This is a genomic window from Streptococcus sp. A34 (assembly GCF_043674115.1).
GTDB lineage: Bacteria > Bacillota > Bacilli > Lactobacillales > Streptococcaceae > Streptococcus > Streptococcus suis_V.
Map to the genome: position 1 here is coordinate 1 of NZ_JBIMJM010000017.1, position 24150 is coordinate 24150.

At 46.4% G+C, this 24150-nt stretch carries 21 protein-coding genes; 14 read left to right on the forward strand and 7 right to left on the reverse strand.

The window, feature by feature from the left end:
* The first annotated feature begins 267 nt into the window (after nt 1-267).
* From ACHBGV_RS05680 to ACHBGV_RS05690, 3 genes are all read left to right on the forward strand, one after another.
* Nucleotides 268-1839: a DEAD/DEAH box helicase gene (locus tag ACHBGV_RS05680; RefSeq protein WP_105123540.1), complete on the forward strand. Its 1572-nt coding sequence runs from the start codon at nt 268-270 to the stop codon at nt 1837-1839.
* Between the two features lie 130 nt (nt 1840-1969).
* A complete protein-coding gene (locus tag ACHBGV_RS05685; RefSeq protein WP_105123541.1) occupies nt 1970-2389 on the forward strand; it encodes a GNAT family N-acetyltransferase in 420 nt (139 codons plus the stop codon).
* A gap of 108 nt (nt 2390-2497) precedes the next feature.
* Nucleotides 2498-3109: an FMN-dependent NADH-azoreductase gene (locus tag ACHBGV_RS05690; protein ID WP_105123542.1), complete on the forward strand. Its 612-nt coding sequence runs from the start codon at nt 2498-2500 to the stop codon at nt 3107-3109.
* 14 nt (nt 3110-3123) lie between these two features.
* On the opposite strand, the gene ACHBGV_RS05695 is transcribed toward ACHBGV_RS05690, so the two are convergent.
* Nucleotides 3124-3396: a GIY-YIG nuclease family protein gene (locus ACHBGV_RS05695; protein WP_172022077.1), complete on the reverse strand. Its 273-nt coding sequence runs from the start codon at nt 3394-3396 to the stop codon at nt 3124-3126.
* Nucleotides 3386-4135, reverse strand: a complete 750-nt coding sequence (locus ACHBGV_RS05700) for a tRNA1(Val) (adenine(37)-N6)-methyltransferase (protein WP_105123544.1) — start codon at nt 4133-4135, stop codon at nt 3386-3388. The genes ACHBGV_RS05695 and ACHBGV_RS05700 overlap by 11 nt, the downstream gene beginning before the upstream one ends.
* A 162-nt stretch (nt 4136-4297) precedes the next feature.
* Between ACHBGV_RS05700 and ACHBGV_RS05705 the strand changes: the two genes are divergently transcribed.
* Both ACHBGV_RS05705 and tpx read left to right on the forward strand, forming a co-directional pair.
* Nucleotides 4298-6754, forward strand: a complete 2457-nt coding sequence (locus tag ACHBGV_RS05705) for a heavy metal translocating P-type ATPase (protein WP_172059773.1) — start codon at nt 4298-4300, stop codon at nt 6752-6754.
* Nucleotides 6755-6851: 97 nt separating this feature from the next.
* Nucleotides 6852-7337, forward strand: a complete 486-nt coding sequence (gene tpx, locus ACHBGV_RS05710) for a thiol peroxidase (RefSeq protein WP_394735845.1) — start codon at nt 6852-6854, stop codon at nt 7335-7337.
* A 69-nt stretch (nt 7338-7406) separates the two neighbouring features.
* On the opposite strand, the gene ACHBGV_RS05715 is transcribed toward tpx, so the two are convergent.
* The 3 genes from ACHBGV_RS05715 to ACHBGV_RS05725 are packed head-to-tail and all read right to left on the reverse strand — an operon-like array spanning nt 7407 to nt 10381.
* Nucleotides 7407-8288 (reverse strand): hypothetical protein, encoded by an 882-nt coding sequence (locus ACHBGV_RS05715; protein ID WP_394735846.1) that lies wholly within the window; start codon nt 8286-8288, stop codon nt 7407-7409.
* Nucleotides 8289-8300: 12 nt separating this feature from the next.
* A complete protein-coding gene (locus tag ACHBGV_RS05720; RefSeq protein WP_394735847.1) occupies nt 8301-9161 on the reverse strand; it encodes an ABC transporter ATP-binding protein in 861 nt (286 codons plus the stop codon).
* 2 nt (nt 9162-9163) lie between these two features.
* Nucleotides 9164-10381 (reverse strand): hypothetical protein, encoded by a 1218-nt coding sequence (locus ACHBGV_RS05725; RefSeq protein WP_394735848.1) that lies wholly within the window; start codon nt 10379-10381, stop codon nt 9164-9166.
* A 162-nt stretch (nt 10382-10543) separates the two neighbouring features.
* On the opposite strand from ACHBGV_RS05725, the gene ACHBGV_RS05730 reads away from it, so the two are divergent.
* The 7 genes from ACHBGV_RS05730 to ACHBGV_RS05760 all read left to right on the forward strand — a co-directional run bounded on the left by ACHBGV_RS05730 (nt 10544) and on the right by ACHBGV_RS05760 (nt 19097).
* The gene (locus ACHBGV_RS05730) at nt 10544-10879 is read left to right on the forward strand and encodes a helicase BlpT (RefSeq protein ID WP_394735849.1); all 336 of its coding nucleotides are present in this window, start codon (nt 10544-10546) and stop codon (nt 10877-10879) included.
* A gap of 68 nt (nt 10880-10947) precedes the next feature.
* Nucleotides 10948-11649, forward strand: a complete 702-nt coding sequence (locus ACHBGV_RS05735) for an ABC transporter ATP-binding protein (RefSeq protein ID WP_125266059.1) — start codon at nt 10948-10950, stop codon at nt 11647-11649.
* 9 nt (nt 11650-11658) lie between these two features.
* Complete coding sequence (locus ACHBGV_RS05740) at nt 11659-14856, forward strand: FtsX-like permease family protein (RefSeq protein WP_394735850.1); 3198 nt, start codon at nt 11659-11661, stop codon at nt 14854-14856.
* A gap of 108 nt (nt 14857-14964) precedes the next feature.
* Complete coding sequence (gene polA / locus ACHBGV_RS05745) at nt 14965-17601, forward strand: DNA polymerase I (protein WP_394735851.1); 2637 nt, start codon at nt 14965-14967, stop codon at nt 17599-17601.
* Nucleotides 17588-18364: a glucose-6-phosphate isomerase gene (locus ACHBGV_RS05750; RefSeq protein ID WP_394735852.1), complete on the forward strand. Its 777-nt coding sequence runs from the start codon at nt 17588-17590 to the stop codon at nt 18362-18364. The genes polA and ACHBGV_RS05750 overlap by 14 nt, the downstream gene beginning before the upstream one ends.
* Before the next feature lie 58 nt (nt 18365-18422).
* The gene (locus ACHBGV_RS05755; RefSeq protein ID WP_394735853.1) at nt 18423-18545 is read left to right on the forward strand and encodes a hypothetical protein; all 123 of its coding nucleotides are present in this window, start codon (nt 18423-18425) and stop codon (nt 18543-18545) included.
* 117 nt (nt 18546-18662) lie between these two features.
* Nucleotides 18663-19097, forward strand: coding sequence for a CoA-binding protein (locus ACHBGV_RS05760; RefSeq protein WP_394735854.1), 435 nt, complete (start codon nt 18663-18665; stop codon nt 19095-19097).
* Between the two features lie 70 nt (nt 19098-19167).
* On the opposite strand, the gene ACHBGV_RS05765 is transcribed toward ACHBGV_RS05760, so the two are convergent.
* On the reverse strand, nt 19168-20022 hold the full coding sequence (locus ACHBGV_RS05765) for a DUF975 family protein (RefSeq protein ID WP_394735855.1): 855 nt from the start codon (nt 20020-20022) through the stop codon (nt 19168-19170).
* 140 nt (nt 20023-20162) lie between these two features.
* On the opposite strand from ACHBGV_RS05765, the gene tgt reads away from it, so the two are divergent.
* The gene (tgt, locus tag ACHBGV_RS05770) at nt 20163-21305 is read left to right on the forward strand and encodes a tRNA guanosine(34) transglycosylase Tgt (protein ID WP_394735856.1); all 1143 of its coding nucleotides are present in this window, start codon (nt 20163-20165) and stop codon (nt 21303-21305) included.
* Nucleotides 21306-21740: 435 nt separating this feature from the next.
* Here the strand turns inward: tgt and ACHBGV_RS05775 are convergent, their stop codons facing one another.
* On the reverse strand, nt 21741-22826 hold the full coding sequence (locus tag ACHBGV_RS05775) for a M24 family metallopeptidase (RefSeq protein ID WP_394735857.1): 1086 nt from the start codon (nt 22824-22826) through the stop codon (nt 21741-21743).
* Nucleotides 22827-23030: 204 nt separating this feature from the next.
* Here ACHBGV_RS05775 and ccpA point away from each other — a divergent pair, with 204 nt between their 5' ends.
* Complete coding sequence (ccpA, locus tag ACHBGV_RS05780) at nt 23031-24032, forward strand: catabolite control protein A (RefSeq protein ID WP_283241320.1); 1002 nt, start codon at nt 23031-23033, stop codon at nt 24030-24032.
* The last annotated feature ends 118 nt before the right edge of the window (nt 24033-24150 follow it).

The following is a 24150-nucleotide window of genomic DNA, read 5'->3' on the forward strand; positions in this document are numbered from 1 at the left end:
CTATCCCAAAAAATGTTTGGGCTACAAGTCACCGAGAGAATTTCTTATAGGTGGCTAACTCGGAATTGAAATTTGCCTCGGTTTTGGGACAAATCATGAAAACGTATTATTTTGATTTTCAAGGCAAAAGCCAACCTTTACGCTTAGAATGTGGTATACTAGGTAAGTTGCAAGTCTGATACTGGTTAGTTCGCTGCCAGTGGAAATAATTGTTACAAAAAAGTGAGATAAGGTAGCTTCGCACTGCCTTTTAGAAAAGAGAATACATTGAAATTTACAGATTTACAGTTGTCCGAAGACATTTTGCTTGCCGTTGAGAAGGCTGGTTTTGAAACTCCGTCACCAATTCAGGAGCAGACTATTCCACTTGCTCTTGAAGGCAAGGATGTGATTGGTCAGGCCCAGACGGGGACAGGGAAAACCGCAGCTTTTGGTCTGCCAACCCTCAACAAAATTGACATCGACAATCAAGCTGTTCAAGCCTTAATTATTGCCCCAACACGTGAGTTGGCGGTGCAAAGTCAGGAAGAACTCTTCAAATTTGGTCGTGAGAAGGGTGTAAAAGTTCGCTCTGTTTACGGCGGTTCTAGCATTGAAAAACAAATCAAGGCCCTTCGTTCAGGTGCCCATATCGTAGTTGGTACACCTGGTCGTCTCTTGGACTTGATTAAGAGAAAAGCCCTCAAGCTTGACGGAGTTGAAACCCTCATTCTTGACGAAGCGGATGAAATGCTTAACATGGGCTTCTTGGACGATATTGAAGCCATCATCGAACGTGTGCCAGCGAGTCGCCAGACCCTTCTATTTTCTGCGACCATGCCTGAGCCAATCAAGCGTATCGGTGTCAAGTTCATGAAAGAGCCTGAGCACGTTAAGATTGCGGCCAAGGAATTGACCAACGTCAACGTGGATCAATACTATATCCGTGTCAAAGAAAATGAGAAATTTGACACTATGACACGCCTCATGGATGTTGACCAGCCAGAATTGTCTATCGTCTTCGGTCGTACCAAACGCCGTGTCGATGAATTGACTCGTGGACTCAAACTGCGTGGCTTCCGTGCAGAAGGGATTCACGGAGATTTAGATCAAAATAAACGCCTGCGTGTTATCCGCGATTTCAAGGGAGATCAAATTGATGTTCTCGTTGCGACAGACGTTGCAGCGCGTGGATTGGATATCTCAGGTGTGACACATGTCTACAACTACGATATTCCACAAGACCCTGAAAGTTACGTACACCGTATCGGTCGTACAGGTCGTGCTGGCCAGTCTGGTCAATCGATCACCTTTGTTTCGCCAAATGAAATGGGTTACTTGGCTATCATCGAAGAGTTGACCAAGAAGCGTATGAAGGGGCTCAAGCCTGCGACCGCTGAAGAGGCTTTTGAAGCCAAGAAGAAAGTTGCTTTGAAAAAGATTGAGCGTGACTTCGCAGACGAGACCATTCGTGGAAACTTTGATAAGTTTAAGAAAGACGCAGTTAAGTTGGCGGCCGAATTTACCCCTGAAGAGCTTGCTCTATACGTACTCAGCCTGACCGTACAAGATCCAGATAGCTTGCCAGAAGTGGAAATCGCGCGTGAAAAACCATTGCCATTCAAGTTTGCACCCGGTCAAGCTAAGGGTAAAGGTGGACGTGGAGGTCGCGACCGTGATCGCGGTGGTCGTCGTGATGGTGACCGCAATCGAGATCGTGGAGGACGCCGTGGAGACCGCAACCGTCGCGATGACAAGTTCAAACGTGACAACCGCCGTCAAGACAACAAAAAACCACACCAACGCACCTCAAGTGAAAAGCAAACAGGCTTCGTAATTCGCAATAAGGGTGAGAGATAAAGTTGAAACTGCTTCCTAATTGGAGCAGTTTTTGTTATACTAGAAGTAGTAAAACAGGAGGGTTGACCATGGGCATTTTGACAATGGATAAAGCCTTTGTATTCTAAAAAACAATACAAAGGAGAAAGACATGATTACTTACAAACAAAATCCTCAACTCGACTTTCAAGCAGTCATTGAAATCTATGATTCAGTTGGTTGGACAAATTATACTGACCGGCCTACCATGTTACAGAAGGCCTTGGAACATAGTCTGCTCGTTCTTGCGGCCTTTGACGGTGACCGTCTAGTGGGTCTCTTGCGAGCAGTTGGTGACGGGCAATCAATCGTTTTTATTCAGGACATCTTGGTTCTGCCAACCTATCAACGACAAGGGATTGGGCGTCATCTTTTGGAACAGGTCATTGCCTATTTCCCAGGTATTTATCAGCTTCATCTCTTGACGGACAATACTGAGAAAACACGGTCTTTTTATGAGGAACTTGGCTTTACAGCTGTTGAAAGATTGGACTGTGTTGCTTATACTTATGTAAAATTAAGAACAATTTAGAAATGGAGAGGCTGGTCGACCAGCCTCTTGCTTTGAGCAGATAATTTGAATTTCAAATCAAAAAGAGTAGAATATAATTATCAATAGTTAGTAACACGGAGAAAAACAATGGCAAGTCTATTAATCGTAAAAGCCCACCCACTTGATGCCCAAAAATCCTACGCCTTACGAGCCTTGGAAGAGTTTCAAACTCGTTACGCCAGTTTGCACCCAGAAGATCAGATAGAAGTAGTGGATGTTTTTGAAGACCAGATTCCAGCCTTGGACAAATCCTTGTTAGCGGCTATGGGAGCAGCTAAAAAAGGCGAGAATATTAGTCCTGAACAAGCAAAGCAATTGGACCGTTACAATGCCTTGACCCAGCAATTTCTTGCAGCTGATAAGATTGTCGTCGTCAATCCTCTCTGGAATCTCAATGTGCCAAGTCAGTTGGTATCTTGGGTCAATACCATCAATGTAGCAGGCCTGACCTTTAAGTATGGTTCAGAAGGCTCTATCGGTTTGGTCAAGGACAAAAAGCTCCTGCACATCCAGTCCAATGGTGGTGTTTATGCAGGTCAGGATCCAGCTGCCCAGTACATCAAGTCTATCTTTGAATTTTTAGGCTTTGAAGATATTCATCAAGTCTTTATCGAAGGGCAATCGGCTGATCCGAGCCAGGCTCAGGCTATTTTTGAAGAGGTAATGGCTAAAATTGATCGGATTTTAGAAAGATTTTAAACCAAAACCTCGACCTATTTGGGTCGAGGTTTTTTTGTCATTTCTGCGATGTAGTCTAACTTGCTCTGCCGACTGCGTTTCTTAAACAAAGCCTCGGCAGACATGGCTTCCTGCTTGCTGGAAAAGGCTTCTTGGTAGACCAGGCTGACAGGCAAGCGTGCGCGGGTGTACTTGGCCCCTTTCCCACGATTATGGGTAGCAAGCCGCTTCTCCACATCAGTCGTATAGCCAGTATAAAGACTCCCGTCGGCACATTCCAAGACATAAAAGTAGGCCTTATTTACCATAATAAATCTCACGAATGGCAGGAGTGTAGTCGCCGTTTTCCTCATGGACAACCAGAGGTGGCAGGATGTGTAGCCCATCTACCGATCCGTCCTTGATAGCCTCAATTAGCAACATATTGGCCTCCTTGCTGGCCTTGGGATAGACAAACTGGATGCGTTTGGGAGCCAATTTGTAGGTTCTCAGCGTGTCTAAAATATCCAAAAATCGATCTGGTCTATGCACCATGGCCAAGCGACCATTGGACTTGAGCACCTGTTGGGCCATCTGACAAATGCTGTCTAGGTTGGTCGCAATCTCGTGTCTGGCTAGCAGGTAATGCTCGCTTTCATTGAGGTTTGACTCTTTATCTACCTTGAAGTAGGGAGGATTGCAGAGCATCAAATCAACCTTGGACCGCAGATCATACTGGGGTAGATTTGCCAAGTCATCATTGATAACGGAAAGTTGTTCCTCCAGACCGTTGAGGACAATGGAACGGCGGTTCATATCCGCCAAGCGTTCCTGTAATTCAACCTGAATAATCTGGGCCTTGGTGCGTGTAGAAGCAAAGAGCCCCACCGCCCCATTTCCGCTACAAAGATCAACAATTAGCCCCTTCTGAGCAGGCATTTTTGGAAAGCGAGAGAGGAGGACGCTGTCAATCGAGTAGCTAAAAACCTCCCGATTTTGAATAATCTGAACATCTGTCGAGAAGAGCTGGTCAATCCGCTCCCCGTCTAATAAAACTGGATTGTGCATGAGATTATTATAGCATATCGCAGGCTGTTTAGGTGGGGAAGGAAACACGGAGGTCTAGGATTTTTCTTTCAAATGGATTTTTTAAAACAAGTTTGTTTACATTTGTAGTCAATTGTTGTAAAATATAATTACAAATGTAGTCAAAGGAGAGAAAAAAGAAAAATGCAAAAAGAAAGTATTAGTGTATCAGGCATGACCTGTGCCTCTTGTGCCATGACAGTGGAAAAAGCTGTTGGGAAATTGACAGGAGTAGAGGAAGCCAGCGTCAATTTGGCAACTGAAAAATTGAGTGTCAGTTTTGATGAAAATGTCTTGAGCCTTAGCGACATTGGTCATGCAGTTGAAAAGGCTGGTTATGGCTTGGTCCGCAACCTTATTACAGAAACCTATGCTATTGAGGGCATGACCTGTGCTTCCTGTGCCATGACGGTAGAAAAGGCGCTAGGGAAACTGGCTGGTATGGAAGAAGTGGCTGTCAATCTGGCAACGGAAAAGGCAACGATGACATATGACAAGGATCGCTTAGATGCAGCTGCGATTCTGTCTGCCGTTGAGCAGGCTGGTTACAAGGCTGTCTTGCCACAAACAAATTCGCCTGTTACAGCTGTCGAAAGTAAGGAACAATATCAATCAGATTTGTGGTCCCGTTTTATCTGGTCAACTGTGTTCACCCTGCCCGTACTCTATATCGCCATGGGGCCAATGTTACCGGGTGGTGGTTTACCTTTACCTGCCTTTCTTCATCAACCCTTGACTTTCGCCTTGGTTCAACTATTTCTGACTCTGCCGGTCATGTATATTGGGCGCGCCTTCTATCAAAAAGGTTTTAAGACACTGTTTGCAGGCCATCCCAATATGGACAGCTTGATTGCGGTGGGAACTAGCGCAGCTCTTGTGCAAGGTCTGATTATGACGGTTCTGATTGCGAGAGGTCAGGCGGATCTGTCGCATGGGCACCCCGAGCTCTATTTCGAGTCTGCCGCTGTGATTTTAACCTTGATTACCCTTGGGAAACACATGGAGGCCCTGTCCAAAGGATGGACGTCCGATGCCATCAAGAAATTGATGAACCTAGCTCCTAAGACAGCCAGACTAATCCGCGACGGGCAAGAAGTCACCCTTCCCTTAGAACAAGTCCAAGTTGGGGATGTCTTGCAGGTCCGTCCGGGTGAACAAATTCCAGTTGACGGAAAAGTTCTCCAAGGTCAATCGACCGTGGATGAGTCTATGCTGACGGGAGAAAGTTTGCCGGTCAAAAAAGCAGTCGGTGATAGCGTAGTGGGTGCCACACTCAATCAGCATGGTGCCTTTCAAATGCAAGCGACCAAGGTTGGAGCAGATACGACTCTGGCACAAATTATTCGGCTGGTTGAAGAGGCACAGGGTTCTAAAGCGCCCATTGCCCAGCTGGCTGACCGTGTTTCAGCGGTTTTTGTGCCGATTGTTATGGTCCTGGCCCTCCTATCTGGGTTAGCATGGTGGACCTTGGGGCAAGAGCCTTGGATTTTCTCTCTTTCCATCACTATTTCAGTGCTGGTCATTGCCTGTCCTTGTGCTCTGGGACTTGCGACACCGACGGCTATTATGGTCGGGACTGGTAAGGGGGCGGAAAATGGTCTCCTCTTTAAGTCTGGTCAAGCCGTTGAGGTCCTTCAAAAGGTCGACACCATCGTTTTTGACAAGACGGGAACCATTACCCAAGGTAAACCTCAAGTGACGGACATGACAGTTTTCAGTTCTGCCACTGAGGAAGAAGTTCTCCAGCTGGCAGCAAGTGCGGAGCAATACTCTGAGCATCCGCTGGCTCAAGCCCTGCTCAAATCCGCAGAGGACGCTGGATTATCTCTTCTCCCTAGTCAGGATTTCCAAGCCCTTTCCGGTCGCGGTTTGTCGGTGAAAATAGCAGAGCAGACTATTTTGTTGGGCAATGAAAAGCTGATGAAGGAGTCTGGGATTGCGCTTGGCTCTGCCATTGCGACAGCAGAAACCTACGCCAACCAAGCCAAGACGCCTGTCTATCTGGCAGCAGACGGACACTTGTTGGTAGTCATTGCCATTGCTGACCAAGTAAAACCATCCAGTCACGCAGCCATCCAGGCTTTGCACCAGATGGGATTGGAAGTGGTCATGCTGACAGGGGACAATGAGAAAACAGCTCAGGCCATTGCTGACCAAGTGGGAATTGACACCGTCATCAGCCAAGTCTTGCCAGAGGACAAGGCCAATCAGGTCAAGGCCCTACAAGCCCAAGGCAAGCAGGTAGCTATGGTCGGAGACGGCATCAATGATGCTCCTGCCTTGGCCCAAGCCGAGGTTGGTATTGCCATTGGTTCTGGTACTGATGTCGCTATCGAATCGGCAGACTTGGTTCTCATGCACAGTGATTTGATGGATGTTCCTAAGGCTGTTCGACTGAGCCAATTGACCATGAAAACCATCAAGCAAAATCTCTTCTGGGCCTTTGCCTACAATGTCATCGGCATTCCGATTGCCATGGGCCTCCTCCATCTCTTCGGCGGTCCCCTTCTCAATCCAATGCTGGCTGGAGCAGCCATGGCCCTCAGCTCTGTATCTGTCCTGCTCAATGCCCTGCGTTTGCGGACCAGAAAATTGATTTAAGCAAATTTGTGTCAATTTCTACATCTTTAGTCAAATTAGTGGTAATTTTTTCAAAAAACGCTTACAATGGGTATAGCAATCGGAAGGAGATTGAAAAATGACGACATTTATCGGAAAAGAAGTGACCCTAGTAGGTCCACGTTTGCAGGTTGGTGACAAGGCGCCTGACTTTGTCCTCATGGACAATGAACTCAATCTCAAGAGTCTCAAGGACTATGGCAAGAAGACCAAGATTATCAGCGTCGTGCCGTCCATTGATACAGGTATTTGTGATACCCAAACCCGCCGTTTCAATGAAGAGCTGGCTAGCAAGGAAAACACAGTGGTTATCACGGTTTCTGTCGACCTGCCATTTGCCCAAAAGCGCTGGTGTGGAAATTCTGGCCTGGAGTCTGCAGTGACCCTGTCCGACTATTATGACCATGCCTTTGGAAAATCCTATGGCCTTCTCATGCAGGAGTGGAACCTCTTGGCGCGTGCGGTCTTTGTCTTGGATCTGGACAATGTCATTACCTATGTTGAGTATCTGGACAATGTCAACGAACACCCAGACTATGAAGCGGCTTTGGAGGCTGTTAAATAAAAGAATATATCGGTGCCGGAACAGGCATCGTTTTTTTTGCCAGCAAAAAACCACCATTTTCGAGGTGGCTTATTTTCGCTTGTATGTTTGTAGGACTTTAGCAGTTGCTAATCGGATAAAGGTCAGATAGAAACCTGTCACTCCAGCCATTACCAGCAGGAGTTTCTGTAATTGTTCCCTGATAGATATGGTAGATAGAGTATTTGTGCCGACTAGTAGAGGATAGTCTTCTTGGAAGGTAAATTGGAACTGATGTGCCAGTATAAGTAGCATGAATAGGATGAGAGCATAGATAGCAACTTGGAGGAGAAGAGCAAGTAAGGTCAGGCTAGTGGCATATTGACCAGGGGATAGTCCGTTGATAAAGAGGAGACCACGATGTTTGGAAAGGTCGGTCAGCAGGAGCCAGACTAAGAGACAGCAGATGACGAGAGGAATCATATAGTTACTAGCTGGAAGAACTTGTAACAAGGTCAGATAAACATCCTTGGGAGCAGTAGGGTAGTGAAAAGTAAGAGCTTGCTCTAGAACGTTTTTATAGACTGTGATACGTTCTGCCAGTTCGCTGTTCGTAAAATGGTTGATATTATGCCCCTTTGCCTCCCAGTTTTGCAAGGTCTGGTAGAGTTCTAACTCCGTTTCCAAGACCTCCTGACTTTTTCCTTGGATATGTTCCTTTTCTAAGTAGGTGGTCGTCAGTTCCAAGAGTTTTTTATAATAATCCATGCTTTCCTGGTCTAAGGCTTGGGCTTCCTTATCGTCAGCATACAAGAAGGTTTCAGCTTCTTTTTTGACTTGTATGATACGGGTTCGGTCCTCAAAGCGCAAGTTTTCGGCCTCTAGAACATTCCGATAGGACAGAGCAAGCGGGATAAGAGCCACAGCAGTCATGAGGGCTAGAAAAATAGCATTGCGTTTCAGTCGTAGAATGAAAAGGGACAATAGATTCATGGTCAAGCCTCCCTATTCAAATAGTTCTTTATAGATTTCTTCGGACTGGTGCTCCTGAATGCTAATATCTAGAATTTCCACCTGACACGCCATGACTTGGTCTAGGTAGAAATGCAGACTGTGAACACTGGTGTCTAGCTGAATGCTATCATTGGCCAAAGTCAGTCCCTTCATTTGCCCAAGTTTCTGATACACTGTCTGATTGTCACTAGTCTGAATGGCATATTGTCGCCCAACCTGTTCCAGTTTTCGCTCGATGATTTTTCCCTGTTTGAGAAAGAGCAGTTGGTCGGTTAGTTGATCCACCTCGTTTAATTGGTGGGAAGACACGATAATGGTTGACCCATTCTTGGCTAGTTTCTGGAGCAATTTTCTGGTCTGAATGTAGCTGGTCGGGTCCAAGCCGTTCAAGGGTTCATCCAAGAGCATAACCTGGGGCTTGTTCATAATACCGATAGCCAGCAGGAGATGTTGCTTCATTCCCAGGGAATAATTTTTGACAGGGATCTTCACATAATCACGGATGCCGATTTCTTGAATGACTTCCTCAATCCGCTCTTTGGGTAAATCTTGGATAGTTTGGACCAATCGCAAATGCTCCAGCCCAGTCAATTCGGGGTAGAGGACACGGTTGTCCTGCAGGTAGGAAAAGGTTTGGTAGACAGTTGGATTATCGTGCTTCTTGCCATTTATTGAAATCTCTCCCGAATCAAAGTTTTGCAGGTTGGCAATGCAGTCTAAGAGGGTTGTCTTTCCAGCTCCATTTGGTCCAATCAGGGCCCAGATTCCAGGCTCCATCAGTTCTAGGTTTAGCTGGTCTAGTATGTTCTTTTTCCCGTAGGATTTGCACAAATTGTGAATAGATAATCGCATGGTTAGACCTCACTTTTTCTTGTCAGGAGATAGAATTGCAGGATATAGATGAGCAGGTTACTGATGAGAAGGACCGTAAAGACTTTTGGAATGCTGTATCCTGTTAATTGATGGTAGATGATAGCACTTCCGTCTGCCAGATTGCCTGCATTCCAAAGGCTAAATGGATTGAAGATATGGGGATAGAAGTTGGCAGAGATGACAAGTCCTAGTGTGACAACCAGTCCAGCCAGTCCATTTTTTAAGACTCTAGCCAAGGTCTGTGCCACTCCCAGCAAAAGTAGCAGGTAGAGATAGTGCATGCCACAGGCCAGCAAGATGACTTGGTAAATAGGTTTAATGGTTGTGGTGATAAAACTGTAAGCCAGTCCCCTACTGGTATAGGTGGTGACAGGATAGATCCAGCTACTATTGCCATTTAGTAAAAAGGCGATGAGAAACTGGCTCAGATAGAGAGTGAGAAAGAGGGCAGTATACAGTGTCAGGAAAGCCAGGTATTTATTGGTTGTAATTCGGATTCTAGTCAGCCCCAGGGTCTGTAAAAGGCGTATCTGCCGGCTAGTTCCCTGCTGGTCTTTGATGAAAAAATTGGTGAAAGTTAAGAGAAAGAGAGGAAGGGTGATGACCAGGCCTAGCTGTTTTTGACCCTGCCAGATTTCATGACTGGTTCCTTTTAAGGCCTGCTGGCCCAGACTCTTGACGATTTCTCTGTCTGTTGGTGTTTTGGGATGTTCAAAGGCTGTTAGGTAAAGCTCAGTTGGAAAGGCAGAGGGTATCTCCTTTTCTAACAGATACTTGGAAATCAAGAAGGTATTTTCGATGGTTTGTGGAGCAAATTCATAACTTTGATAGACATGGCTGATATACTGTCCATCCTTCTGATAGTGCTGGATATTTTTCTCATAAAAATAGGTCCAGTCCTCCTTTTTGACCGCTTCAATCTCCTTCTGGTAGTTGGCAATATAGTCTGTAAAAAATGTTTGTTCAGCCTGGTAATCCTCTTCGCTGAGGGCTTGATTCTGATACTGTGTTTCTAAATCTTGTATGATATTTTCAAAATTTCGGATAGACTGTTCATAGTGTTGGATGACCTTTAATTTGGCTTGCCGATTGTGGTAGCCTGCTAGAAAGGAACTAGACAGGATAGCAATCAACAAGACCAAGATAGCGACCAAGTTTTTCTTGCTACGGAAAAATAGCTTTCCTTCAATTTGAAACATAGATACCTCCAGGGGAGAAATGGTGAAGGGATAGATGAATAAATGTGTTATTATCTATGATTATAATGTTAACATAAATATAAATCAAGAGATTGCACAAAAAACTTGAATATCTTTTTCTAATTTGATATACTAAATTCATCAAAAAAAGGAGGGTCTTTTATGGAAAAGACACAGATTATTCAAGACGTTTTGGCCCTCATTCAAGATTTGAATCGGGCCTTTCAAGCAGATAAAGTAGGAACAGCTGATGAACAACGATTGCAACATAATCTGACAGAGACGACACGCATATTGTCGGAGGCCGAGTCTGTTACCAATTCTGAGCTGATTGCGATTGAGAAATTCTACCGTTCGACCAGTTTTTTGGTTGGACTAGGCGACCTGCGATTGAGTGAAACCAGCAGGCAGGCTTGGCGGGCATTTGACCGCTATTACTACGAAATGATCAGAGAAGAACTCAAACTCTATGGTGGTTCTGCCATTGCCCAAGTGTAATAGATGTTAAGAGGGGGTGAGCACCCTCTCTTTATGTTATAATATTACTAAGAAAAGCGAGGTGTACCATGTCTTATATCCAAGTAATCAATTCGTCGAAATACTATCAAATGGGAGAAGGGACCATTGTAGCCAACAATAAGGTTTCTTTTGACATTGAAAAAGGCGAGTTGGTGATTATTCTGGGGTCTTCAGGTGCGGGAAAATCCACCCTGCTCAATATTTTGGGTGGTATGGACTCGGCTGATGAGGGGCAAATTCTGATTGACGGCGTTGATATTGCCCAATTGACTAGTCACCAGCTGACCAATTACCGCCGAGATGATGTGGGATTTGTCTTCCAATTTTACAATTTAGTGGCTAATTTAACGGCCAAGGAAAATGTAGAGCTGGCAGCGGAAATCGTCCAGGATGCTCTGGATGCGGAAGAGGTCTTGGAGCAGGTTGGCCTGGGTCATCGAATCAATAATTTTCCAGCCCAGTTGTCAGGCGGTGAGCAGCAACGGGTTGCAATTGCCAGAGCCGTCGCCAAAAAGCCTAAGCTCTTGCTCTGTGACGAGCCGACAGGTGCCCTGGACTATCAGACAGGCAAGCAGGTCCTGCAAATCCTCCAGGACATGTCCCGCAAGCAGGGGGCGACCGTGATTATTGTCACCCACAATGCAGCGCTTGCTCCTATCGCGGACCGGGTCATTCGGATGCGGGATGCTCGTGTGCATGAGATTATTCTCAATCCTCATCCCCAGGACATCGCCAGTCTGGAGTACTAGGAGGTGGCTATGAAAAAGAAGGTTTATTGGAAGGACATTGGTCAGGCCCTGACGACTTCCAAGGGGCGTTTCCTGTCTATCTTTAGTCTCATGATGCTGGGAGCTCTTGCTCTGACAGGGCTCAAGGTCACGGCCCCAAATATGGAGAGAACTGCCCAGGCGTATTTGCAAGAGCATCAAACCATGGACTTGGCCGTCCTATCTGGTCTGGGAATTTCTCGGGATGACATCAAGGAGCTAGAGTCCGTCGAGGGTGCGCGGGTTGAGGCTGGATATTTTAAGGATGTGACTCTTGAAAAGGATCAGGCAGTTCGCCTCTTTTCGGCCAGTCCGACCATTTCAGGCTATCAGCTCTTGGAAGGAAATTTTCCCAAGCAAAAAGACGAAATTGCCCTGTCACCCTCGCTTCAATCATCCTTCAAAATCGGTGACAGGATAGACATGACGGAGCCAGACAAGGGTGGAACCATTCTCGCGCAAAACCAGTTCAAGGTAGTTGGCTTTGTGGCCTCTTCGGAAATCTTGGACAACACGACCATGGGTCTGGCCTCTAGCGGCAATGGACAGCTGGCTGGCTACGGTCTGGTCATGGAAGAAGCCTTCGACTCGGACGTTTACACCATTTCCCGGATCCGCTACGATGATTTGGCAGGCTTGGATTATGCCGGTCCAGCCTATGAAGACAAGTTGGAGCAGCACCAGGAAGACTTGGAAAAGCTCCTGTCTGATAACGACGAGCTCCGTTTGGTCAGCATCCAGTCGGAAGGCCAGGAAGAGATTGCCAAGGGAGAGCAGGATATTTCTAAGGCCAAGGCTGATTTGGAAAAGGCAGAGCAGGACCTCCAGTCTGGTAAAGAGCAGCTGGAAACGGGCAGGTCAGAATTTGCCCGTGGCAGAGCCAAGATCATCCAATCTGAAGCAGAATTGCAAGCGGCCTATGACCAACTCATGGTCAGCAAGGCCCAATTAGAAGCCAGCAAAGCAGAGTTGGATGCCAGCAAGCTCCAGCTGGACCAGACAGGTGTCTTCCTAGAAGAAAACTATGCCCAGCTGGAAGTATCTGCCAATCAGCTTAACCAGGCCAAGGCCCAGCTGGATGCAGACCTAGAAAAATTGGATCCCAATGCTGCGGATTACGACACAGCCTATCAGACCTACATGTCAGGCTACAGCCTCTACCAAGCTAAGTTAGGCGAGTACGAGGCAGGTCTTGCCAGCTTCAATGAATGGAACGCCCAGCACCAAGCAGGGCTAGCCCAATACCAGGCGGGTCTGGCCCAATACGAGCAAGGTCTGGCAGCCTATCAGGCTGGTTTCGCTGATTATGAATGGGGGGCTAGTCTTCTGGAATCATCCAGTCTGACCCTCAATCAAGAGGCTCTCCGTCTCAATCAGGCGGATCAGGACTTGAACCAGGTCCAAGCAGAGCTCAGCAACAAAAAAGCAGATGCCACCAAGGACATCAAGGAGGCCGAGGATGAATTGGCCCATGCCAAGGAAGACTTGACCAAGCTGGAGAAATCACCCTATCAGGTCTTTACTCGGTCCAGCCTACCAGGTGGAGACGGCTATACGACCTACAGCAATGCTACTCGCTCTATTGCCGCAGTGGGTAATGTCTTTCCAGTAGTCCTCTATCTGGTAGCGGCCCTGGTTACCTTTACCACTATGGCTCGATTTGTCGACGAGGAGCGCAGCCAGTCGGGTCTCTTCAAGGCCCTGGGCTACACCAACCGTCAGATTATGACCAAGTTCATCCTCTATGGTCTAGGTGCCGGTCTATTGGGCACCTTGGTTGGTATTTTGGCAGGCAATTTCGTCCTGTCGCCCATGATTTCGGATATCATCACCAAGACCACGGTGATTGGCCCTGCCAAGCTCCATTTCTATCCCCTCTGGACCCTGCTAGCCCTGGTCCTGTCCCTCATTTCCTCGGTCCTGCCGGCCTATCTGGTGGCCCACCGGGAACTCAAGGAAAAGCCAGCCCATTTGCTCCTGCCCAAACCTCCAGCAGCGGGTTCCAAGATTCTTTTGGAGAAGTGGCAGACAGTCTGGTCCCGTCTCAGCTTTACTCACAAGGTGACGGCCCGCAATATCTTCCGCTACAAGCTCCGCATGCTCATGACCATCTTTGGCGTGGCCGGCACCGTCGCCCTCCTCTTTGGCGGTCTGGGGATTCGCTCCTCTATCTCTGGGGTGGTCGATCGCCAGTTTGGGGACCTGCTCCATTATGACCTACTGGTGGTGGAAAATGGCAGAGCTTCTGAGGAGGACTTGGACAAGTTGACTGCCTTTCTCCAGTCAAACCAGGTCCGCCAATCCTTGCCAATTGCCTTTGAACAGACCAATCAGACCCTGCAGATTGGCGATAAGAAAAAAAACCTGTCTGTCGGTATCTATGTGACGGACAGAGAGAATATAGGAAATCTGGTCAACCTGGAAAATAAGGCTGGTCAGTCCATCCAGCTTAGTGGCAGGGGCATTGTCCTAACGGAAAAACTGGCCCAGCTCTACGGTGTCGGAAGGGGTGATAAGCTCAAGTTGACTCTGGAAGATGAGCAAGTGACCGTCCGTGTGGCTGATGTGGCCGAGATGTATGCGGGTCACTTCATCTATATGACAGACGCCTACTATGAGCAGGTGACGGGCAAGCGGCGGACGGCTAATGGCTATCTGGTCCAGCTCAAGCAGGGGCAAGTCGACCAGATCCAAGATACAGCCAGTCAGCTCCTAGCCATGCCTGGAGTCAAGAGTCTGGTGCAAAATACCTCGCTCATGAACATGCTGACGGCCATGGCAGGCTCCCTGCAGTCGGTCATGACCATCTTAGTGGTCCTCTCTATCCTGCTGGGCTTGGTCATCCTCTACAATCTGACCATCATCAACATGTCCGAGCGAATCCGGGAGCTGTCTACCATTCGGGTGCTGGGATTCCACAATAAGGAAGTGACCATGTATATCTACCGGGAAACCATTGCCCTGTCCTTGATTGGCGTGCTGGTCGGTCTGGTATCAGGTTTTTACCTGCACCGCCTGCTCCTGGCCATGATTGGCTCAGACTCCATTCGCTTTAATCCCCATGTGGGTGCAGAAGTCTACATCATCCCTGTCCTAGCCATAGTGGGCATTCTGGCAGGCTTGGGCTGGTATGTCAACCACCAGCTCAGAAAGGTCGACATGCTGGAAGCCCTCAAGTCAGTGGAGTAGAATTTATTTGATGAAACCTTCAGGAAGTCCTAGCAACCTAGCTAGGATTTTTCTTTTTCCAGCCCTCCCCAGCCCACCAAAACCTCTTTTTCATGCTATAATAGACCTATGAATAAAAACAAGCTTTTACTAATCGACGGCTCTTCTGTAGCCTTCCGTGCTTTCTTTGCACTCTACAACCAAATTGACCGTTTTAAGAGTCCGACTGGGCTCCACACCAACGCGATTTATGGCTTTAACCTCATGCTGGACCACATGATGAAGCGGATTGAGCCGACCCACATTCTTGTGGCTTTTGATGCTGGAAAGACCACCTTCCGGACGGAGATGTACGCCGACTACAAGGCGGGCCGCGCCAAGACACCGGACGAGTTCCGCGAGCAGTTTCCTTTTATCCGCCAGATGCTGGATGCCATGGGGGTCAAGCACTATGAGCTGGCACAGTACGAGGCAGATGATATTATCGGTACCTTGGACAAAATGGCAGAGCGGATAGACACTCCTTTTGATGTAACCATTGTCAGCGGTGACAAGGACTTGATCCAGCTGACAGATGAAAATACGGTTGTGGAGATTTCCAAGAAAGGCGTGGCAGAATTTGAGGAATTTACCCCAGCCTACCTCATGGAAAAAATGGGGATTACCCCAGTCCAGTTTATCGACCTCAAGGCCCTCATGGGGGATAAGTCGGATAATATCCCTGGCGTGACTAAAATCGGTGAAAAGACGGGTCTCAAGCTCCTCATTGAACACGGCAGCTTAGAGGGGATTTACGAAAATATCGACAGCATGAAGGCCTCCAAGATGAAGGAAAACCTCATCAACGACAAGGACCAGGCCTTCCTGTCTAAGACCCTTGCGACCATTGATACCAATGCTCCGATTGAGATTGGCCTGGACGACATTGCCTACACTGGTCCAAATATTGAGGAGCTGGCTCAATTCTACGATGACATGGGCTTTAAGCAACTCCGGGCCCAGCTGGGAGTGACCGAGACCCAAGAGGAAGTAGTACTGGATTTCCAAACGGTTACAGATGTGACGGCTGATATGCTTAAGAAGGACCAGTTCTTCTATTTTGAGATTCTAGGTGAAAATTACCACCGAGAGGAAATTGTTGGCCTGGCCTGGGGCGATAAGAATGGGATTTATGTCGGTGGTCCAGAATTACTGGACAACCCTATCCTGCGTGATTTCTTGGAACATCAGATCATTAAGACCTATGATTTCAAGCGTGGTAAGGTTCTCTTGGCTAGAAAGAGTCTGAACCTCCCTCTTGCCAGCTTTGACAGTCGCTTGGCTAAGTATCTCCTGTCAACAGTTGAGGACAATACCTTGACCACCATCGCTAACCTCTACGGTCAGACTAGCTTGGTGCCAGATGAGGCGGTCTATGGTAAGGGAGCCAAATTGGCCCTACCAGCCCGTGAGGAATTCTTCTCGCATCTGGCTCGTAAGGTCCAGGTCTTGATTGAGACCGAGCAAGCTATGCTGGCAAAACTCGAAGAACATGAGCAATTGGAGCTCTTCTACGAGATGGAATTGCCCCTGGCGGATGTCCTTGCCAAGATGGAAATTGCCGGTATCAAGGTAGAAAAAGAGACTCTCCAAGCCATGCAGGCTGAAAATGAAGTCTTGATAGAGCAGCTGACCAAGGAAATCTATGAATTAGCTGGTCAAGAATTTAATATCAATTCGCCTAAGCAGCTGGGCACCATTCTCTTTGAGGATATGGGCCTACCATTGGAATACACTAAAAAGACCAAGACGGGCTATTCAACGGCCGTTGATGTCCTGGAGCGTCTGGCGCCTATTGCCCCAGTCGTGTCGAAAATTTTGGAATACCGTCAGATTAGCAAGCTCCAGTCTACCTATGTCATTGGCTTGCAGGATGCTATCCTAGCAGATGGCAAGATTCACACCCGCTATGTCCAGGACCTGACCCAGACAGGGCGTCTGTCCTCAACAGATCCAAACCTGCAAAACATTCCTGTTCGTCTAGAACAAGGTCGCCTCATTCGTAAGGCCTTTGTGCCTTCGCTGGAAGACAGCGTTCTTCTGGCATCGGACTATTCGCAGATTGAGCTCCGTGTCCTGGCCCATATTTCCCAGGACCAGCACTTGATTGAGGCCTTCCAGCAGGGGGCAGACATTCATACCTCGACAGCTATGCGGGTCTTTGGCATTGAAAAATCAGAAGATGTGACAGCTAACGACCGTCGCAATGCCAAGGCTGTCAACTTTGGTGTGGTCTACGGCATTTCTGACTTCGGACTTTCTAACAACCTCGGAATCACGAGAAAAGAGGCTAAGAATTACATCGACACCTATTTTGAACGTTTCCCAGGTATCAAGAACTACATGGAGACCATCGTCCGTGAGGCACGAGATAAGGGCTTTGTAGAAACCATCTACAAGCGCCGTCGTGAGTTGCCAGACATCAATTCTCGCAACTTCAATGTCCGGAATTTTGCGGAGCGGACAGCCATCAACTCACCGATTCAAGGGTCGGCCGCAGACATTCTCAAGGTGGCTATGATTAACTTGGACAAGGCCCTGACCGAGGCAGGTCTATCTACCCGCATGCTCCTTCAGGTCCATGATGAGATTGTTTTGGAGGTACCAATGGCAGAGCTGGAAACGGTCAAAGCTATGGTTAAGGAAACGATGGAAAGCGCCATTGCCCTGTCTGTGCCACTGCTTGCGGATGAAAATGCCGGTCAGACCTGGTATGAAGCTAAATAAGAAAGGAAATAACGTGAAAAAATCAATTCTTCTACTTGCCTTGTTTAGTGTGATTCTCGTTGGCTGTGGCCAGAAGAAAGAAAACACGGGAACCAATCCTTCGGGTGATGATTTCTCAACTCAATTGCCTATTTTAAAAGAAAAACAAGACACCACAAATGAACATTTCAATGTTCTTGTCAATGTCCCAGTCGTTGCTGTCAATGATAATCCGCCAGCTGATGAGACGCAAAAAGGTCATAAGATACATGCGGCCAACAATGGTGTTGCGGAACGTGATGAAAACGGCAATATCAAAGAAAATTGGCGCTACTACGATGTGCCTGCCAACTGGACCATCAATAAAGAAAACACAGAAGATGAGACCCTAGCTGCGGTTTACGATGTCAAGGAAGGCGCTAACAACTACATGGTTCAACTCTACAATATCAATGCTTTCAACAAGTCACCACTGGAAGAAGGTGTTAACATGAACGAAGAAGAGTTGGCTGCCCGTATGGCGGAAACCAACCACAATTTCATTGAGCAGTCAGTTGTGATCATCAATGACCAGGAGTGGAAGGCCGGTCGTCAGATTATGAACGATCAAAAAATGGCCCGCTTGACCTTCTATCGGATGGAATCGACTGGAGAGTATGATGATTCTGTTGTTGTAGGCTCTATCTACTACTCGTTGGATCCAGGCTTGGACAAGGACCGGACAGCACTCAAGAAAGCTATCGGTCAGCTTAAGGATGTAGTTTATTCCCTTTCTAAGAAATAAGAACACTCAGAGGACGACTATGATGTAAGAATGGCTGCAAACACGGACCTATGGGCAAATGATTCTGTTGGGAGTAGGACTTACATTTCTGAGCTTCCTACTGGCAAGTCTGACCAAGATGGCCTATCTGGCCAATATAGGTCTGGCTGCTACGGCAGTTTTGGTGGCCCTCTTTCCCTAAATGCCAGGTCGTTCGATACTGAGCAAGAGAGAAGTCAGGCTTATCCGTCTGGTGTACCTGCTTGACCTCTTGATTTTCCTATTTGTCTATCATTATCACCCTTAAAAGGAGGTAGTTATGACCTATTCTTTTCAAAATCCAGATCAGAATGTCATCTTTGATTATCTGAGAAACGCCAAGACCATTGCGGTTATGGGCTTGTCTGCTCGTGAGGATGCCACATCCTATCGGGTTTCCAAGCTCATGCAGGAGGCTGGTTACAAGATTATTCCTGTTAATCCGACGGCAGTTGGCCAAACCATTCTTGGTGAGCCAGTCTATGCTAGTCTGCTGGATATTGACCAGCCGATTGACATTGTCGATATTTTCCGTCGCAGTGAATTCTTGCCCGATGTAGCGCGTGAATTTATCCAAACAGATGCTAAAATCTTTTGGGCTCAGCTGGGTTTGGAGAGCCAAGAAGCAGAAGAAATCCTGCGTCAGGCTGGGCGCTCTGCCATTGTCATGAACAAGTGCATCAAGATTGAATACTTGGCCATGACAGGAGCATAGTAGTAACTAAGAACATAAATAAAAAGCGATGCCGCAAGTGTGAGCGGATATCGCTTTTTGAATGGTCGAATTATATTGATTTGGTACTTTTTTCTTCCAGAATAGCCTGATAGAAATAAATCTGGGCAGTCTTTTGATAGGGAAGAACATAGAAATCCGCAAGTCCGCCGGTGATAATGGTCAAGATAAACCATCCCAAGAAGCTCAAATCCAAGAGGAATCGTTTCCATTTGTAGCCCTTCATCAATTGACGGCTTTCCTTCAAAATGGCTCTGGCACTGGTATAAGTGTCCGCTTCCAAGCGTTGGAAGAGAATGTTCTCAGCCTGGGAATAGGCATAGACCTGTGGCAAATAGATGGCCAGACCAATGCAGACCAGGAACAAACCAGCAATAAAAACCAAAAAGCCGATAGCTATCATGCCAGTCAGGCTTTCCTGTACTTCAACCGAGTTGGCTTGAAGCAGTTCTGCGGACAGGTTGCCGATGAGGATACTAGACCCTAGCAGCAAGAAGGCACCGATGTAGAAAATCAAGCTCCAGAGAATGAGCAGGATTGTTTTTAAACTGAAAACCGCCAAGAATTTTCCAAATGATGGATGGCTGAAGATAGCTAGGCTATCAGAAAGTTTCCCTGTCGCTTTTTTGCCCAACATCAATAGGAATAGGCTGTAGGAGACGGAGAGCAGCAGAAGGGCAAGGAGCAACCTGTAGAAGCTTGTAAATCCTAAAATGGACAGTAGGTAATAAATGCTAGCCTGGGTGTCCTGGCTAATGTCTGCAACACGCTCCATATCTGTCTGGGAATTTGTAAATAGATTGATCAGCAGAGTCAGCAGGACAGGAAGCAAAACGATTTTAAAGCTAGTAGGATTCCTTCTCAGGCTCAGGCGAGCTTTTTGGCGAATAGATGATATTGTAAACATAAAGCCTTCCTTTCCTCCATATTTTAACACAGTTTCAAGTGACAAGAAAGGTAAATTTTGATAGACTAGATTAGTTGCAGGCTCAGCTGAGCCCTGTTGATTTTCCCAGGACTGTTTTTCCTGGTAGGAGGTAAATATATATGACAGATGTACCAATCAAGTATCGCTTGATCAAGAAAGAAAAGCACACAGGTGCTCGTTTGGGTGAGATTATCACACCACACGGGACCTTCCCAACGCCTATGTTTATGCCAGTGGGAACGCAAGCGACGGTCAAGACCATGTCGCCTGAGGAGCTGAAAGAAATGGGGTCGGGCATTATTTTGTCCAATACCTATCATCTCTGGCTTCGTCCTGGTGATGAGCTGATTGCGCGTGCCGGTGGACTCCACAAATTCATGAATTGGGACCAGCCGATTTTGACAGATTCGGGCGGGTTCCAGGTTTATTCGCTGGCAGATAGCCGCAATATTTCCGAGGAAGGTGTGACCTTTAAAAACCATCTCAATGGTAGTAAGATGTTCCTGTCGCCGGAAAAAGCCATTTCCATCCAGAATAATCTTGGTTCTGACATCATGATGAGCTTTGATGAATGCCCGCAATTCTACCAACCGTATGACTATGTCAAGAAGTCCATTGAACGGACCAGCCGTTGGGCGGAGCGTGGTCTAAAGGCTCACCGTCGCCCGCATGACCAAGGGCTCTTCGGGATTGTCCAAGGGGCTGGTTTTGAAGACCTCCGTCGCCAATCAGCTAGCGATCTGGTCAGCATGGATTTTCCGGGCTATTCCATCGGTGGTTTGGCTGTCGGTGAGACCCATGATGAGATGAATGCAGTCTTGGATTTCACCACCCCACTATTGCCAGAGAATAAGCCTCGTTACCTCATGGGTGTTGGAGCACCAGATAGCTTGATTGATGGTGTGATTCGTGGGGTTGATATGTTTGACTGTGTACTACCAACACGCATTGCACGTAATGGAACTTGCATGACCAGTCAAGGACGTCTTGTGGTTAAAAACGCTCAGTTCGCTGAGGACTTTACACCATTAGATCCAGAGTGCGATTGCTACACCTGTAAAAACTACACACGTGCGTATCTCCGTCATTTACTTAAGGCCGACGAGACATTTGGTATCCGCTTGACCAGCTACCACAATCTCTTCTTCTTGATTAACCTCATGAAAAATGTTCGTCAGGCTATCAAGGACGATAACCTGCTCGAATTCCGTCAGGACTTTATGGAAAAATATGGCTACGGCAAAAATGGTCGAAATTTTTAATCAAGTATGAATGTAATTCTTAAAAGAGCGGGTCTGATATTAGGGACTTTGTTGGTATCGATGAGTCTCCCTTTCATATTTTGGCTCCTTTATTTAGTCGAAAACTGGCTAATTTTACTACTTATTATTGCTACGCTAGTTGGAAATGCCTTGATTTATAGATTTTTATATCACTATTGGACCAAAGGTATTTATGTTATTTTTTTCATTTTGGCATCCAGCTATTTATATATGATGTACTTGAGTAACAGAGCTGAGATAGAAGATGCAACTATCATTGCTATATATGGACTTGCTTTCGTAATAATACCACTTCTTATCAATGTTATTGCTATTCTTGTTATTCTAATGATCCATGCTTTTCGACTATTAACAACTTTTCTAAAAAAATAGGTAAGTAAATGACCTCCTACGGTTATCCGCAGGAGGTCTTTCTTATCCTTCAAAATACAAGAGTTCTTTAGGCGTTTTGGTAAAGACATTAAAGCCGTTCTCGGTCACATGACCGCAATCCTCAATGCGGACGCCGACCTTGCCCGGAATGTAGATACCTGGCTCAACAGAGAAACACATGCCCTCTTGAATAACCAAATCATTGCCTTCCATGATAGATGGAAATTCATGAACGCTCATTCCCAAACCGTGGCCCAGGCGGTGGTTGAAATACTCACCATAACCAGATTTTTCAATAACAGAGCGAGCAGCGTAGTCAATTTCACCAGCAGTCACACCGGGTTTAATCATCTCGACAGCTGCCATGTGGGCCTCTAAACAGAGATTGTAAATGTCTTTTTTGAATTGATCAGGCTGACCGACCGCAATTGTCCGTGTCATATCAGAAGTGTAGCCTAGCGTTTCTACGCCCAAGTCAAACAAAAGCAGGGCATTGTTTTCAATCTTATTAGTAGCGGGAATGCCGTGAGGATTAGCTGCATTATTACCGGTCAAGACCATGGTATCGAAACTCATTTTTGAAATGCCTTGTTTTTTCATTTCAAATTCAATCTGGGCGATAATGTCGGTTTCTGTGACATTCAAGGAAATGTTGTCAAATCCGACCTGCATGGCCTTATCCGCAAATTCACCTGCGATAAACATTTTTTCAATTTCATCGCGGGATTTAATCAATTTCATGGTATTGATCAGCGGAGTGATGTCTGAGAAAGGCTGATTAAAAATAGACTGGAGACCGTGGTAGCGGGTCAAATTCATATTGTCAAATTCAGCACCGATTGTCTTGAAGGCCTTGTTTGGCAGACTTGCCTGGATGATTTTCCAAGGATTTTCAGAATCCATGTAGCCAGTTACGGGGAATGAAACAGTTGCACGAGCGCGCTCGACATCGAGAGCTGGTAGGAAGAGGAGCGGTTCATGGTCTGGCATGACAAAGAGGAACATGTGGCGTTCGTGTGGGTCAGCGTGATAGCCGGTCAGGTAGTAGATACTGGAAGGATCTGAGAAAATGGCCAATTCAAGTTGATTGTTTTCTAGGTAATCTTGCACATATTGTAATTTAGACATAGGCATACCTTTCTTTTGATGATAAGAAAAATGAAATTTTCGTTTATTATATGGACTATTGTTTCAAAAAATCAAAAAATTTGCAAGTCCTAGCGAAAAAAGTCCTATTTTTCTCTTGAAAGTGTTTACAAAAAGTGATACACTATAAGAGAGTGAAAGCGTAATTTTCATAGAAAAAGAAAGATGAAAGGAAACACAAATATGTTGAATACTGATGATACGGTAACGATATATGACGTTGCCCGCGAAGCCGGGGTCTCTATGGCGACCGTTTCCCGCGTTGTCAATGGAAATAAGAACGTTAAGGAAAATACCCGCAAAAAAGTCTTAGAGGTCATCGAGCGCTTGGATTACCGTCCTAACGCCGTTGCCCGTGGCTTGGCCAGCAAGAAGACGACGACTGTTGGTGTGGTTATCCCAAATATTGCTAACGCTTACTTTGCAACCCTGGCTAAGGGGATTGATGACATTGCCGATATGTATAAGTATAATATCGTCCTTGCCAATAGCGATGAGAACGATGAAAAAGAGATTAATGTGGTCAACACCCTCTTTTCAAAACAGGTGGATGGTATCATTTTCATGGGCTACCATTTGACAGATAAGATTCGTGCGGAGTTTTCTCGTTCACGTACACCGATTGTTCTGGCTGGTACGGTTGATTTGGAAAAACAATTGCCGAGCGTAAACATTGACTACGCTGCAGCAAGCAAGGATGCGGTTACCCTGTTGGCTAAAAACAACAAGAAAATCGCCTTTGTATCTGGACCGTTGGTTGATGATATCAATGGCAAGGTCCGCTTTGCTGGTTATAAGGATGGCTTGCAAGAAGCGGGCTTGGACTTTAGCGAAGGCCTAGTCTTTGAATCTAAGTATAAGTATGAAGAAGGCTATGCTCTTGCTGAACGTATCTTGAACGCAGGTGCGACGGCAGCCTTGGTGGCAGAAGATGAAATTGCAGCAGGTCTCTTGAATGGTATTTCAGACAAGGGTCTCAGCGTTCCAGAAGATTTTGAAATCATTACAAGCGATGATTCACTGGTGACCAAGTTTACACGACCTAACCTGACTTCTATCAATCAGCCATTGTATGATATTGGTGCCATTGCCATGCGGATGCTGACCAAAATCATGCACAAGGAAGAATTGGAAAACCGTGAAGTCATTCTGAATCACGGCATTAAGGTTCGCAAATCTACCAAATAGTTCAAAGGATCCGGACGATTTTCCGGATTTTTTGATTTTTTCAGGGATAGCTTCCTATTCCTGATAAAAATGTGTTATAATGAATATTATTAAACCGAAATCTAACTAGTCTAGAAGT